This window comes from Lentzea sp. HUAS12, from assembly GCF_024125735.1.
Lineage (GTDB): Bacteria > Actinomycetota > Actinomycetes > Mycobacteriales > Pseudonocardiaceae > Lentzea > Lentzea albida.
The window spans coordinates 1,858,623-1,873,807 of record NZ_CP099738.1; the positions used below are offsets into that span (position 1 = coordinate 1,858,623).

Consider the following 15,185-nt stretch of genomic DNA (forward strand, 5'->3'; position numbering starts at 1 on the left):
GAGGAACCCACCCATGGCGAGCACCGAGGACAAGCTCCGCGACTACCTCAAGCTGGTCACCACCGATCTCCAGCAGACGCGCCGGCGGCTGCAGGCGAAGGAGGCGTCGGACGCCGAACCGATCGCCATCATCGGTATGGCCTGCCGGTACCCGGGCGGCGTCGGGTCGCCGGAGGAGCTGTGGTCCCTGCTGGCCGACGGCCGCGACGCGATGTCGGAGTTCCCCCGCGACCGGGGGTGGGACGTGGACGCGTTGTTCAGCCCCGACCCGGACGAGCGCGGCAGGACGTACTCCACCCGCGGTGGGTTCGTGGAGGGCGCGACGGAGTTCGACGCGGAGTTCTTCGGCATCTCCCCTCGCGAGGCTCTTGCGATGGATCCGCAGCAGCGCCTGCTGCTGGAGGTCGTCTGGGAGGCGGTCGAGCGCGGCGGAATCGACCCGCTCACCCTGAGGGGAAGCAGGACGGGAACCTTCATCGGTTCCTACGGCACCGGCTACGCGTCGGGAGCCGACGTGCCCGAGTCGGTCGAGGGCCACCTGATGACCGGCGTGTCGACCAGCGTGACCTCGGGCCGGGTCGCCTACCTCTTCGGGCTGGAAGGCCCGGCGATCACCGTGGACACCGCGTGCTCGTCCTCCCTGGTCGCGCTGCACTGGGCGGTCCACGCCCTGCGGAAGGACGAGTGCTCACTGGCACTCGCGGGCGGGGTCACCGTCATGCCCACCCCGGACATGTTCGTGGAGTTCTCCCGTCAGCGAGGCCTGGCCGCGGACGGACGGTGCAAGGCGTTCTCGGACGACGCGGACGGCACCGCGTGGGGTGAGGGTGCCGGTGTCCTGCTGCTGGAGCGGCTGTCCGACGCCGAGCGGGCCGGGCACCCCGTGCTCGCCGTGATCCGCGGCTCCGCGATCAACCAGGACGGCGCGAGCAGCGGCCTCACCGCGCCGAACGGACCCGCTCAGCAGCGGGTCATCCGGGCGGCGCTGGCGCAGTCCGGACTGTCGGTGTCCGATGTGGACGTCGTCGAGGCGCACGGCACGGGGACCCCCCTCGGCGATCCGATCGAGGCGCAGGCGCTGCTCGCGACTTACGGCCAGGACCGGGCCCGGCCGTTGCTGCTGGGTTCGGTGAAGTCCAACCTCGGTCACACGCAGGCCGCCGCGGGCGTGGCCGGAGTGATCAAGATGGTGCTGGCCATGCGGCACGGCGTCGTGCCGAAGACCCTGCACGCCGACGTGCCCTCGTCTCACGTGGACTGGAGTGCCGGAGCGGTCGAGCTGGTGCGCGAGAGCACCGCCTGGCCCGAGGCCGAGCGGCCACGCCGGGCAGCGGTCTCCGCGTTCGGGGTCAGCGGCACCAACGCGCACGTGGTGCTGGAACACCAGCAGGAGGCCGAAGATCCCGAGGCGGCCACCGCGGCGCTGGTCCCGTGGGTGGTGACGGCCAAGACCGAGGGCGCCCTGGCCGATCAGCTCGACCGCGTCCGGTCGGCGCGCGGCGCCCGGACCGATGTCGGCTGGTCCCTCGCGGGACGTGCGGTGTTCGGGCACCGCGCCGTTCTGCTGGCATCGGACGAGGACGTGGCGGAGGCCGCTCGGGGCAGTGCGGGTGGCCGATCCCTCGCCTTCCTGTTCTCCGGGCAGGGGTCGCAGCGGCTGGGCATGGGGCGTGCGTTGTCCGCCCGGTACCCGGTGTTCGCGGCCGTGCTGGAGGAGGTGCTGGGGCACTTCGGTCCCGGCGTGCGCGACGCGATGTGGGGCGCCGACCGGGAACGACTGGATCGCACGGAGTTCACGCAGCCCGCGGTGTTCGCGGTCGAGGTGGCGTTGTTCCGGCTGGTGGAGTCCTGGGGAGTGGTCCCGGACCTCGTGGGCGGGCACTCGATCGGGGAGATCGCCGCGGCGCACGTGGCCGGTGTCCTGTCGCTGGCCGACGCGTGCGCGCTGGTCGACGCGCGGGCGCGGCTGATGCAGGCGCTGCCGGAGGGCGGCGCGATGGTGGCCCTGGAGGCGGACGAGGCCGAGGTGGCCGCCCACCTCGGCGACGGCGTGTCGATCGCCGCCGTCAACGGGCCGTCGTCGCTCGTGATCGCGGGCGAAGAGTCCGCTGTGGACGGTGTGCTCCGTGCGTTCGCCGACCGGAGGACCTCGCGGCTGCGGGTCTCGCACGCCTTCCACTCGCCGCTGATGGATCCGATGCTGGCGGAGTTCGCCGGGATCGTGCGGGGCCTGTCGTTCGCGCGCCCCCGGCTCCGCTTCGTCTCGGCCCTGACCGGAGGCCTCGTCACGGACGAGCTGTGCGATCCGGAGTACTGGGTGCGGCACGTCCGCGAGACCGTCAGGTTCGCCGACTGCGTCCGGACGCTGACGGACGCCGGTGTGTCGGCCGTCCTCGAACTCGGCCCCGACGGCGTGCTGTCGGCCCTGGTGGACAACGTGCCCGCGGTGCCTGCTCTGCGCAAGGACCGCGGCGAGGAGGCCTCGCTGCTGACCGCGCTGGCCTGCCTCTTCGTGCACGGAGCGGACGTGGACTGGCGCCGGGTGATCTCCGCCGGCCGGCTGGTGGACGTACCGACGTACGCCTTCCAGCGCGAGCGCTTCTGGCTCGCCCGCTCGGGGACCGCGTCCGCCGACATGACGTCGGCCGGGCTGAGCTCCGCCGCGCACCCGCTGCTCGGTGCGGCCGTGGTCGTGGCCGGTGCGGACGAGGTGGTGCTCTCCGGCAGGTTGTCGCTGTCGACCCACCCGTGGCTGGCCGATCACGAGATCCTGGGCCGGGTCCTCTTCCCCGGCACGGCGTTCGTCGAACTGGCGGTGCGCGCGGGCGACGAGGTCGGCTGCCCCGCCGTCGAGGACCTGACGGTCGCCGCTCCGCTGGTGCTGCCCGAGACGGGCGCGGTCCAGCTGCAGGTCTGGGTCGGAGCCGCCGACGAGGCCGGACGGCGGGAGGTGCGGGTGCACTCGCGGCCCGCCGACGACGTCGAGCGGGAGTGGACTCGGCACGCCACCGGCACGCTGAGCCCCGACCTGGCGCGGCCCCCGGCGGGCGCGGAGGCGACCTGGCCGCCCGAGGGCGCGGAGCCGGTGGACCTCGACGGCCTCTACGACGGTCTCGCCGGCGCCGGGTTCGCCTACGGCCCCTCGTTCCAGGGCCTGCGCGCGGTCTGGCGCCGCGACACCGAGTTGTTCGCCGAGGTCGCGCTTGCGGACCACGTGCTCGACGCGGCCGCGTTCGGCGTGCACCCGGCACTGCTGGACGCCGTGCTGCACGCGAGCGTGTTCGCCGGGGGGATCGGTGGTGGCCTGCCGTTCGAGTGGGAAGGGGTGAGCCTGCACGCCACCGGAGCGTCCGCGGTGCGGGTCCGGATGGCGCGCGCCGGTGAGAACGCGCTTTCCCTGGCGATCACCGACGAGTCCGGTGCGCCGGTGGCGTCGGTCGAGTCGCTGGTGTTGCGGCCGGTGACGCCCGAGCAGTTCGGCGCCGTGGCGGACAGCCTCCACCGGGTCGACCTGGTCCCGGTCACGATGCGGTCGGTCGAGACTCCCGTCGCCGTGACGGGGGCGGACCTGGCCGCGGTCGACGGCGAGGACGCGGGCCTCGTGCTGGCCGTCGTCGACGACAGCGAGGAGGACGTCGTCGGGGCGGTGCACGACAGCGCCACCCGCGTCCTCGAACTGGTCCGGCACTGGCTCGCGCAGGACGAGATCACTGGACGCCGGCTCGTGTTCGTGACGCGCACGGGTGTGCGTGCCGCGGCTGTGCGCGGTTTGGTCCGGTCGGCGATGTCCGAGCACCCTGGGCGCTTCGGCCTCGTCGAGCTGGCCCCTGGTGAACCGCTGCCCGCAGCACTCGATCCCGGTGAACCGGAGGTGCTGATCCGCAGTGGACAGGTGTTCGCTCCCCGGCTCGTCCGCGTCGCGGTTCCGCCGTCGCGGAGCGGCTGGGACCCGGACGGGACGGTGCTGATCACGGGAGGCACCGGCGGCCTGGGCGGAGTACTGGCCCGCCACCTGGTGACCGCGCACGGAGTGCGCCGCCTCGTGCTGGTGAGCCGAAGCGGCCACGCGCCCGAGCTGACCGACGAGTTGAGCTCCCTCGGTGCCGAGGTCGTCGTGCGCGCGTGCGACGTCGCCGACCGGGCCGCGCTGGCGGACCTGCTGGCCGAACACCCGTGCACGTCCGTCGTCCACGCGGCGGGTGTGCTGGACGACGGCCTGGTGGAGTCGTTGACGCCGGAGCGGCTGGCCGCGGTGCTGCGGCCGAAGGTGGACGCCGCCTGGCACCTGCACGAGCTCACCGCCGGGCTCGGCCTGCACCGGTTCGTGACGTTCTCGTCCGTGGCCGGCGTGTTCGGCGCGGCCGGGCAGGCGAACTACGCGGCGGCCAACGTCTTCCTGGACGAGCTGGCCCGGCACCGGCGCGACCTGGGACTGCCGTCGGTGTCGCTCGCGTGGGGCTCGTGGGCGCGGTCCACGGGCATGACCGCCACGCTGTCGGACGCGGACATGGAGCGCCAAGCGCGCTCCGGGATGCCGCCGCTGTCGGTGGAACAGGGACTCGCCCTGTTCGACGCCGCCGTGGCCGCGGATGAGCCCTTGGTCGTCCCGGTGAGGCTGGATCTGCCCGCGCTGCGCGCGCTCGGCGACGTGCCGCCCCTGCTGCGGGGGATGGTCCGCCCGTCCGCCCGGCGGTCGGCGGTGGTGACGTCCGGGTTCGCCGGCAGGCTGGCCGGACTGGACGAGGCGGAGCAGCCGAGGGCGGTGCTGGAGCTGGTGCGCGGTCAGGTCGCACTGGCCCTGGGGCACTCCGACGCCGGGAGGATCGACCCCGAACGGGAGTTCCGCGCGCTCGGGTTCGACTCGCTCGCGTCCGTGGAGCTGCGCAACCGGCTGGCCGCGGAGACCGGCGTCCGGCTGCCTGCGACCCTGGTGTTCGACCACCCGACCCCCGCGGCGCTCGCGACCTTCCTCCGCGAGCAGCTGACCGGCGCGGCGGCCGACGTCCGCACACCGCCACCGGTCTCCGTGCTGTCCGGCTCGGACGACCCGGTCGTGGTGGTCGGCATGTCCTGCCGCTATCCGGGCGGCGTGGAGTCGCCGGAGGACCTGTGGCAGGTGGTCCTGGACGAGCGGGACGTCATCTCCGGCTTCCCCGACAACCGGGGCTGGGACCTGGACGGCGTCTACCACCCGGATCCCGACCACGTGGGAACCACCCACGTCCGGCAGGGCGCGTTCCTGCACGACGCGGGCCGGTTCGACCCCGACTTCTTCGGGATGTCCCCTCGGGAGGCGTTGGCGACGGATTCGCAGCAGCGGTTGTTGCTGGAGGTGTCGTGGGAGGCGGTGGAGCGGGCCGGGATCGATCCGGTGTCGTTGCGCGGCAGCCGGACGGGTGTGTTCGCCGGGGTGATGTACAACGACTACGGCGCCCTGCTCACCGGGGACGAGTTCGAGGGACTGCGGGGTACCGGCAGTTCGCCGAGCGTGGCGTCCGGCCGGGTGTCCTACGCCCTCGGGCTCGAGGGGCCCGCGGTGACGGTGGACACGGCGTGCTCCTCCTCCCTGGTGACGGTGCACCTGGCGGCCCAGGCGCTGCGGGCGGGGGAGTGCTCGCTGGCGTTGGCCGGTGGCGTGACGGTGATGTCCACCCCCGAGGTCTTCGTCGAGTTCTCCCGGCAGCGCGGACTGTCGCCGGACGGGCGTTGCAAGTCGTTCGCGGACGCCGCCGACGGCGTGGCCTGGGGTGAGGGCGTCGGTGTGCTGGTGCTGGAGCGCTTGTCGGACGCTCGCCGCAATGGGCATCGGGTGCTTGCTGTGGTGCGGGGCAGCGCGGTGAACCAGGATGGTGCGTCGAACGGGCTCACCGCGCCGAATGGTCCTTCGCAGCAACGGGTCATTCGTCAGGCTTTGGCGAGTGCGGGTCTGTCGCCGTCCGATGTAGATGTTGTTGAGGCGCACGGTACGGGTACGACGTTGGGTGATCCGATCGAGGCGCAGGCGCTGCTCGCGACCTACGGTCAGGACCGGGATCGGCCGTTGTTGCTGGGGTCGGTGAAGTCGAACCTGGGTCACACGCAGGCGGCGGCGGGTGTCGCGGGGATCATCAAGATGGTGCAGGCCTTGAGGCATGGCGTTGTGCCGAAGACGTTGCACGTGGACGCGCCGTCGTCGCATGTGGACTGGTCTGAGGGCTCGGTGGAGTTGTCGACGGAGTCTGTGGTGTGGCCGGAGGTGGGTCGGCCGCGGCGTGCTGGTGTGTCGTCGTTCGGGATCAGTGGCACGAACGCGCACGTGATCATCGAGCAGGCTCCGGTGGTGGATCTTCCGGAGCCGGTGGATGTTCCCGTGGTGCCGTGGGTGGTGTCGGCGAAGTCCGAGCGGGCTTTGGCGGAAATGGTCGAGCGGGTGTGTTCGGTCGCGGACGACCGCGTGGATGTGGGCTCGACCCTGCTGGGCCGCGCGGTGTTCGGCCACCGGGCGGTCCTGCTGGCTTCGGAGCAGGGGATCACCGAGGTCGCTCGCGGTTCGGCCGCCGAACGACAGGTGGCCTTCTTGTTCTCGGGTCAGGGTTCTCAGCGGTTGGGGATGGGCCGGGGCCTGTACGGGCGGTTCCCGGTGTTCGCTGCGGCGTTGGACGAGGTGCTGGACCGTATGGATCCGGGGCTTCGGGACGTGATGTGGGGTTCGGATCAGGAGTTGCTGAACCGTACGGGTTTTGCTCAGCCGGCGTTGTTCGCGGTTGAGGTGGCGTTGTTCCGGTTGGTGGAGTCGTGGGGTGTCGCGCCGGATTTCGTGGCGGGGCATTCGATCGGTGAGGTGGCGGCCGCGCATGTCGCGGGTGTGCTGTCACTCGACGATGCCTGTGCGTTGGTGCGGGCCCGCGCCGGGTTGATGGAGGCTCTGCCACCCGGCGGGGCGATGGTCGCCATCGCGGCGACCGAGGCCGAGGTTCTGCCGTTGCTGGGCGAGGGTGTGTCGGTCGCGGCGGTGAACCGGGCGGACTCGGTGGTGGTCGCGGGCGACGAGGCCGCGGTGCTCTCGCTGGTGGCTCGTTTCGAGGGTCGCAAGACCACGCGTTTGCGGGTGTCGCACGCGTTTCATTCGCCGTTGATGGAGCCGATGCTGGCCGAGTTCGCTGAGGCGTTGGAGGGTTTGTCGTTCCGTGAGCCGTTGATGCCGTTGGTGTCGAACATGACCGGTGCTCTGGTCACCGACGAGGTGTGCTCGCCGGAGTACTGGGTGCGGCACGTGCGGGAGGCGGTGCGGTTCGCCGACGGGCTACACGCGCTGTCCAGTGCCGGGGTGACGGCGTTCCTGGAGCTGGGACCGGACGGCGTGCTGACCGGTCTGGTCGACGACGGCGTTGCCGTGCCTGCGTTGCGCAGGGACCGCGACGAGGAGACCTCGCTGCTGACCGCGCTGGGACGGTTGTACGTCTGCGGTGTGGACGTCGACTGGCGCGGCATCGTCCCGAGTGGACGGTTCGTCGACCTGCCGACCTACGCCTTCGACCACGGGTGGTTCTGGCCCAGCGGAACGGTGTTCCTCGGCGACGTGGCCGCGGCGGGACTCGATCGCCCCGGCCACCCGCTGCTCGCCGCGTCGGTGCGGGTGGCCGGCACCGACGAGGTTGTCCTCACCGGCAGGCTGTCACTGTCGGCACAGCCCTGGCTGGCCGATCACGTCGTGGGGGACCAGGTGCTCTTCCCGGGCGCCGGCTTCGTCGAGCTCGCGGTGCGCGCGGGCGACGAGGTCGCCTGCGGCCGGATCCGGGAACTGACGCTGTCGGCACCGCTGGTCCTGCCGGAGCACGGCGCCGTCCAGGTGCAGGTCCACGTCGGCGACCGCGACGAGAACGGTGCCCGCCAGGTGACCGTCCACTCGCGGTCCGACGGCGGTGACTCGCCGTGGACCGAGCACGCCGCGGGCGTCCTCACCGAGGTGGGCTCCGACGCGACGCCCGATGTCACGCAGTGGCCGCCTCCGGGGGCGGAAGCGGTGGAGCTGGAGGGGTTCTACGAAGGCCTGGAGGAGGCCGGGCTCGGGTACGGACCGGTGTTCCGCGGTCTGCGGTCGGTGTGGCGGCGGTACGGGGAGGTCTTCGCCGAGGTCGTGCTGCCCGGCGAGCCCGCGGGGTTCGGCATCCACCCGGCGCTGCTCGACGCGGCGCTGCACGCGGCTGCTTTCGTCGAGGGCACTGCGGCCGGGTTGCCGTTCTCCTGGGAGGACGTGTCGCTGCACGCCACCGGCGCCTCGGCGGTGCGGGTGCGGTTGTCGGGCCTGCCCACCGGCGGGCTGTCGCTCGCGATCACCGACGAGTCCGGTGGCCCGGTCGCGGCGATCGGCTCCCTGGTCCTCCGCCCGGTGCCGGAGGGACGGTTCTCGCCGGGCCAGGACGCCCTGTTCCGGATCGACCGGGTGCCGGTCGCCCTTCCCGCACCGGGGAACGGCTCGTCCTCGGACGAGGTCGTCCTGGTCCCGGTCGAGGACGACGGCGGGGAGGTGGTCGGCACGGCCCACCGACTGGCCACCCAGGTGCTGGATCACTTGCGGCGGAACGCTTCGGCGACCTCCCGGTTGGTGTTCGTGACCAGGGGAGGCGTGTCCGTCGCCGCCGCGCGTGGCCTGGTCCGGTCCGCGCTGTCGGAACATCCCAGGCGCTTCGGTCTGGTCCACGTGGAATCCGGTGACGCCGACGAGGCCCTCCTGCTGGCCGCCGCGGCCACAGGGGAGCCCGAGGTCGTGGTGCGGGACGGCGAGGTGTCCGCGGCACGGCTGGCGCGCGTGGCGCCGGTGCCCGCCGGTGCCGGGCTCGGCTGGGAGCCCGAGGGCACCGTGCTGATCACGGGCGGTACCGGTGGCCTGGGCGCCCGTCTCGCCCGGCACCTGGTCGCCGAGCACGGCGTGCGGCACCTGGTGCTGGCCAGCAGGCGCGGCCGTGGTGCGGGGATCGAGGAGGAGCTGACCGGGCTGGGTGCGTCGGTCCGGGTGGTGGCGTGCGACGTGTCGGACCGCGATGCGGTGGCCGCCCTGCTGGCGGGCATGCCGGACGCACATCCGTTGACCGCGGTGGTGCACGCGGCGGGTGTCCTCGACGACGGCGTCGTGGAGTCGTTGACGCCGGAGCGGGTCGCGGGGGTGTTGCGGGCGAAAGCCGACGCGGCCTGGCACCTGCACGAGCTGACGGCCGGCCTCGACCTTCGTGGTTTCGTGTTGTTCTCGTCGGTGGCCGGGGTTCTCGGTGCGGCGGGGCAGGCGAACTACGCGGCGGCGAACGTGTTCGTGGACGAGCTGGCGCGGTACCGGCGTGGTCTCGGGTTGCCGGCCGTGTCGCTGGCTTGGGGGCCGTGGACGCCGGAGGTCGGGATGACGTCCTCCCTGTCCGACGTGGACAGGGAGAGGCTGGAACGGTCGGGCATGCCCCCGCTGTCGGTAGAGCAGGGACTGGCGTTGTTCGACGCCGCGCTGGCGTCGGACGAAGCGGTGGTCGTGCCGGTGCGGCTCGACCTGACGTGGTGGCGTGACGGGGCTGAGGTGCCCGCTGTGTTGCGCGGGCTCGTCCGTCGGCCGGTCCGCAGGTCTGCGGCGGGTGCTCCGGGTGGACTGGCGCACAGGCTGGAGGCACTGAAGCCGGACGAGCGACGTGCCGCGGTGCACGAGGTCGTCCTCGCCCAGGTGGCCGCGGTCCTGGGCCACCCGGACACGTCGTCCGTGGAACCAGACCGGGACTTCCGCGGCCTGGGCTTCGACTCGTTGACGGCGGTCGAGCTGCGCAACCGGCTCGCCGCGGTGGCGGGCGTCCTGTTGCCCGCGACGCTGGTGTTCGACTACCCGTCCGTCGAGGCGCTCGTCGGCTTCCTGCTCACCGAACTCACCGGGACCGGGGACGCCGTCACCACATCGCGGCCGGTGGCGGCCGTGGCGGGCGATCCGATCGTGATCGTGGGGATGGCGTGCCGGTATCCGGGTGGGGTGTCGTCGCCGGAGGACCTGTGGGGGTTGGTGGCAGAGGGCCGGGACGCGATCACCGGGTTCCCGCGCAATCGTGGCTGGGATCTGGAGGGGTTGTACGACCCGGATCCTGACCGTGCCGGTACGTCGTACACGCGGTCGGGTGGGTTTCTGCATGACGCGGGTGAGTTCGATCCGGGGTTTTTCGGGATGTCTCCTCGGGAGGCGTTGGCGACGGATTCGCAGCAGCGGTTGTTGCTGGAGGTGTCGTGGGAGGCGGTGGAGCGGGCCGGGATCGATCCGGTGTCGTTGCGGGGCAGTCAGACCGGTGTGTTCGCGGGCGTGATGTACAGCGACTACGCGATGCTCCTGTCCGGCGGGGATGCCGAGGGCTACCAGGGCAACGGCGCCTCCCCGAGCATCGCGTCGGGCCGGGTTGCGTACACGCTGGGCCTCGAAGGTCCTGCTGTGTCGGTGGACACGGCGTGCTCGTCGTCGTTGGTGGCGTTGCACTGGGCGATGCAGGCGTTGCGGGCGGGGGAGTGCTCGCTGGCGTTGGCCGGTGGTGTGACGGTGATGTCGACGCCAGGGTCGTTCGTGGAGTTCTCCCGTCAGCGCGGCCTCGCGCCGGATGGTCGGTGCAAGGCTTTCTCGGACAGCGCGGACGGTGTGGGGTGGTCCGAGGGCGTCGGCATGCTGGTGCTGGAACGCCTGTCCGACGCTCGGCGCAACGGGCATCGTGTTCTGGCGGTGGTGCGGGGCAGTGCGGTGAACCAGGATGGTGCGTCGAACGGGTTGACGGCGCCGAATGGTCCGTCGCAGCAGCGGGTGATCCGTCAGGCGTTGGCGAGTGCGGGTCTGTTGCCGTCCGATGTGGACGTGGTGGAGGCGCATGGTACGGGTACGACGTTGGGTGATCCGATCGAGGCGCAGGCGCTGCTCGCGACCTATGGTCAGGATCGTGATCGGCCTTTGTTGCTGGGGTCGGTGAAGTCGAACCTGGGGCACACGCAGGCGGCGGCGGGGGTGGCCGGGATCATCAAGATGGTGCAGGCGTTGCGGCACGGTGTGGTGCCGAAGACGTTGCACGTGGACGCACCTTCGTCGCACGTGGACTGGTCCGAGGGCTCGGTCGAGCTGTCGACCGAGCCCGTGGAGTGGCCGGAGGTGGGCCGTCCGCGGCGTGCGGGTGTGTCGTCGTTCGGCATCAGCGGCACCAACGCGCATGTGATCATCGAGCAGCCGGAGCCGGCGGCGGTACCGGAGCCGGTGGACGTTCCGGTGGTGCCGTGGGTGGTGTCGGCGAAGTCCGAGGTCGCATTGAGTTCGCAGGTCGAGCGGTTGAGGACTGTCACGGACTCTCGGGTCGACGTGGGCTGGACTCTGCTGGGGCGTTCGGTGTTCGCTCATCGAGCGGTGGTGCTCGCCTCGGATGGGATGGTTTCCGAGGTCGCACGTGGCGTGGCCATCGGTCAGCGCCTGGGATTCCTGTTCTCGGGTCAGGGTTCTCAGCGTGTGGGGATGGGCCGGGGTCTGTACGGGCGTTTTCCGGTGTTCGCCGCGGCGTTGGACGAGGTGCTGGCTCGGTTGGAGCCGGGGCTTCGGGATGTCATGTGGGGTTCGGACCAGGAGTTGTTGAATCGCACGGGTTTTGCTCAGCCGGCGTTGTTCGCGGTCGAGGTGGCGTTGTTCCGCCTGGTCGAGTCGTGGGGTGTCACGCCCGACTACGTCGCCGGGCATTCGATCGGTGAGGTGGCGGCGGCGCATGTCGCCGGGGTGCTGTCGCTGGACGACGCTTGCGCGCTGGTCAAGGCTCGTGCCGCTCTGATGGAGGCGTTGCCGTCCGATGGGGCGATGGTGGCGATCGCGGCCACCGAGGCCGAGGTTCTGCCGCTGCTCACCGGAAGTGTGTCGGTCGCGGCGGTGAACCGGGCCGATTCGGTGGTGGTCGCGGGGGACGAGGCCGCGGTGCTGGCGATCGCTGCGCGGTTCGAAGGCCGGAAGACGTCGCGGTTGCGGGTGTCGCACGCGTTCCACTCGCCGTTGATGGAGCCGATGCTGGCCGAGTTCGCTCAGGCGTTGCAGGGTCTGTCGTTCCGTGAGCCGTTGATGCCGTTGGTGTCGAACGTGACCGGTGCTCTGGTGACCGACGAGGTGTGTTCGCCGCGGTACTGGGTGCGGCACGTCCGGGAGGCGGTCCGATTCGCTGACGGGCTTCACGCGCTGACCGATGCCGGGGTGACGGCGTTCCTGGAGCTGGGTCCGGACGGTGTGCTGACCGGCCTGGTCGAGGACGGCCTGGCGGTTCCCGCTCTGCGCAAGGACCGTGACGAGGAGACCTCACTGCTCACCGCGCTGGGGCGCCTGTACGTCAACGGTGTGGACGTCGACTGGCGCAGCGTCGTCCCGAGTGGACGGTGTGTCGAGTTGCCGACCTACGCCTTCGAGCACGAGTGGTTCTGGCCGGTCGGTGGCGTCCAGACCGGCGATGTCGGTGCCGCGGGTTTGCACGCGCCCTCGCATCCTCTGCTGGGAGCGGTGGTGGCCGTCGCAGGATCGGACGAGGTGGTGCTCACCGGACGGATTTCGCTGTCCACCCATCCCTGGCTGGCCGACCACACCGTCTTCGGTCAGGTGCTGGTGCCTGGGGCTGCCATCGCCGAGCTCGCGGTGCGTGCGGGTGACGAGGTCGGCTGCGGCCGCATCGGTGAACTGACCATCGCCGTTCCCCTGGCTCTGCCGGAGCACGGCGCCGTGCAGATCCAGGTGTGGGTCGGTGCGCCGGACGACGACGGACACCGGGAACTGCGACTGCATTCACGTCCCGCCGACACCGGCGGGGAATGGGTTCAGCACGTCACCGGGGTGCTCACCACCGACATCGGAGCAGCGGACGCGGCTCCCGGTGGACCCTGGCCTCCCGCGGGTGCGGAACCGCTCGACGTCACCGGGTGCTACGACGCCTTCGCCGACGCGGGCTTCGGTTACGGTCCCGCGTTCCAGGGCCTGCGCGCGGCGTGGCGTGATGACGACGGCGACGTGTACGCCGAGGTCGCCCTGCCCGACGCGCTGCGCGACGGTGCCGCGGCGTTCGGGGTGCACCCGGTGCTGCTCGACGCGGCACTCCACGCACTCATGCTGGGTGGAGGTGAAGGGAGCGGTGGACTGCCCTTCTCGTGGGAAGGCGTGTCGTTGCACGCCTCCGGCGCTGCCGCGCTGCGGGTGAGGCTGTCGAGGACCGGGGCCGACTCCGTGTCACTGAGCCTCGAGAACGAGGCGGGCGCTCCCGTGCTGACCGTCGACTCGCTCGTGGTGCGCGCCGCGGATGTGCGGCACCCCGGCCTGGGAGCGGACGCGCTGTTCCGGACGGAGCTGGTTCCGGTGGTCTCGGACCACAAGGCCGCGCCGGTCGCCGTGGTCGGTCCGGTGGCTCTGGGACTCGACGTGGCGGTGCACGACTCGGTCGAGTCCGTGCCGGACGGTCTCGTCCTGTTCGCCGTGCAGGGCGACCCGGACGACGTGGTGGGCACGGCGCACTCGAGCGTGACGGAGGTTCTGGCGGCGGTTCAGCGGTGGACGCTCCGGGAACGTGCTCCCGGCTCCCGGCTCGTCTTCGTGACCAGCGGTGGTCTGTCAGCGGCCACCGTGCGCGGCCTGGTGCGCACCGCGATGTCGGAACACCCCGGCGCGTTCGGCCTGGTGGACCTGGACTCCACGGGTGGTGCGCCCGCCGTCCTGCTGGAGGCGCTGGGCGCTGACGAGCCGGAGGTGCTGGTGCGCGACGGGCAGGTGCTGGCGCCCCGGCTGACGCGGCTGCCCGCCACAGCCACGCCCGCGCCGTTCACCTGGGATTCGAACGGCACGGTGCTGATCACCGGCGGAACGGGGGGACTGGGGGCCTTGTTCGCGCGGCACCTGGTGCTGGAACACGGGGTCCGGCATCTCGTCCTGCTCGGCCGCCGCGGACCTGACGGTGCCGGAGAGCTGGTCGAGTCGCTGACCGCCTGTGGTGCCCACGTGCGGGCGGTGGCCTGCGACGTGTCCGACCGGGACGCGGTGGCGCGGGTGGTGGCCGGCATCCCGGCGGAGCACCCCCTGACCGCGGTCGTGCACACCGCGGGGGTGCTGGACGACGGTGTCGTCGACACGCTGAGCCCCGAGCGGCTGAGCGCGGTGCTGCGGCCGAAGGTCGACGGTGGCTGGCACCTCCACGAGCTCACCGCAGGACTCGACCTCCGCGCCTTCGTGGTCTTCTCGTCGGTGGCGGGTGTGTTCGGCGCGGCCGGACAGGGCAACTACGCCGCCGCCAACGCGTTCGCGGACGAACTCGCCCGGTACCGACGGGAACTCGGACTGCCGGCGACCTCGCTCGCCTGGGGCCCGTGGACGCCGGAGGTCGGTATGACGACCGCGCTCTCCGACGCCGACCGGAGCCGGATGACGCGGTCGGGAACGGGCTTGCTGTCCGTCGAGCAGGGCGTCGCGCTGTTCGACGCGGCTGTGGTCTCCGCGGAACCGGTCGTGGTTCCGGTGCTGCTGGACGTGCAGGCCCTGCGCGCCGCGGGGGAGGTCCCGGCTGTCCTGCGGGGAGTCGTCCGCACCTCGACGCGACGACCCGCGGTCAGGTCGGCGACGGTGGCGGATCGCCTGCACGGCCTCACGGGTGACGCGCGGCGCGAGGTGCTCCTGGACCTCGTCCGCACCGAGGTCGGACTTGTCCTCGGCCACTCCGGCGGGACGACCGTCGATCCTGACCGGCAGTTCCAGGACATGGGGTTCGACTCGATGACCTCGGTCGAGCTCCGCAACCGGCTCAACGGTGAGACCGGTCTGCGGCTGCCCGCCACGTTGCTGTTCGACTACCCGACGCCCGGCGATCTCGTCGATCACCTCGAGGGCCGGCTCGGCTTCACCCCTGCCGACGAGCCCGGGTCCGTCCTCGCGGCGATCGAGGCGCTGGAACGGCTGCTCACCGGACAGGCCCTGGACCTGGCGGTGCACGGTCAGGTCGCGGGCCGCCTCGACGTCCTGCGGGCCCGGTTGTCGAGCGCGGCTGGCGGATCGGCGACCGAGGTCGACCTGGACTCGGCGACCGACGACGAGATGTTCGCGCTCCTGGACGAGCTCGGTCAGCCCTGACCGGGGGACGACGACGAGGGCCTCTGAATCCACGCGGTGGATTCAGAGGCCCTTGTCGTCGAGCAGGTCGTGTGTGGAGTCGGACACCGAG

The 15,185-nt window shown here is 71.9% G+C and carries 1 protein-coding gene; it reads left to right on the plus strand.

Going from position 1 to position 15,185, the window contains the following annotated elements; all coding sequences use genetic code 11:
• Window positions 1-13: 13 nt before the first annotated feature.
• Window positions 14-15,094 carry a type I polyketide synthase gene (locus ND450_RS07840; RefSeq protein WP_253325493.1) on the plus strand — a complete coding sequence of 5,027 codons (15,081 nt, stop codon included), beginning with the start codon at window positions 14-16 and terminating at the stop codon, window positions 15,092-15,094.
• The last annotated feature ends 91 nt before the right edge of the window (window positions 15,095-15,185 follow it).

Coding starts and splice junctions, on each gene's coding strand:
- ND450_RS07840 (WP_253325493.1), top strand. CDS start 14: ATGGCGAGCACCGAGGACAAGCTCCGCGACTACCTCAAGCTGGTCACC.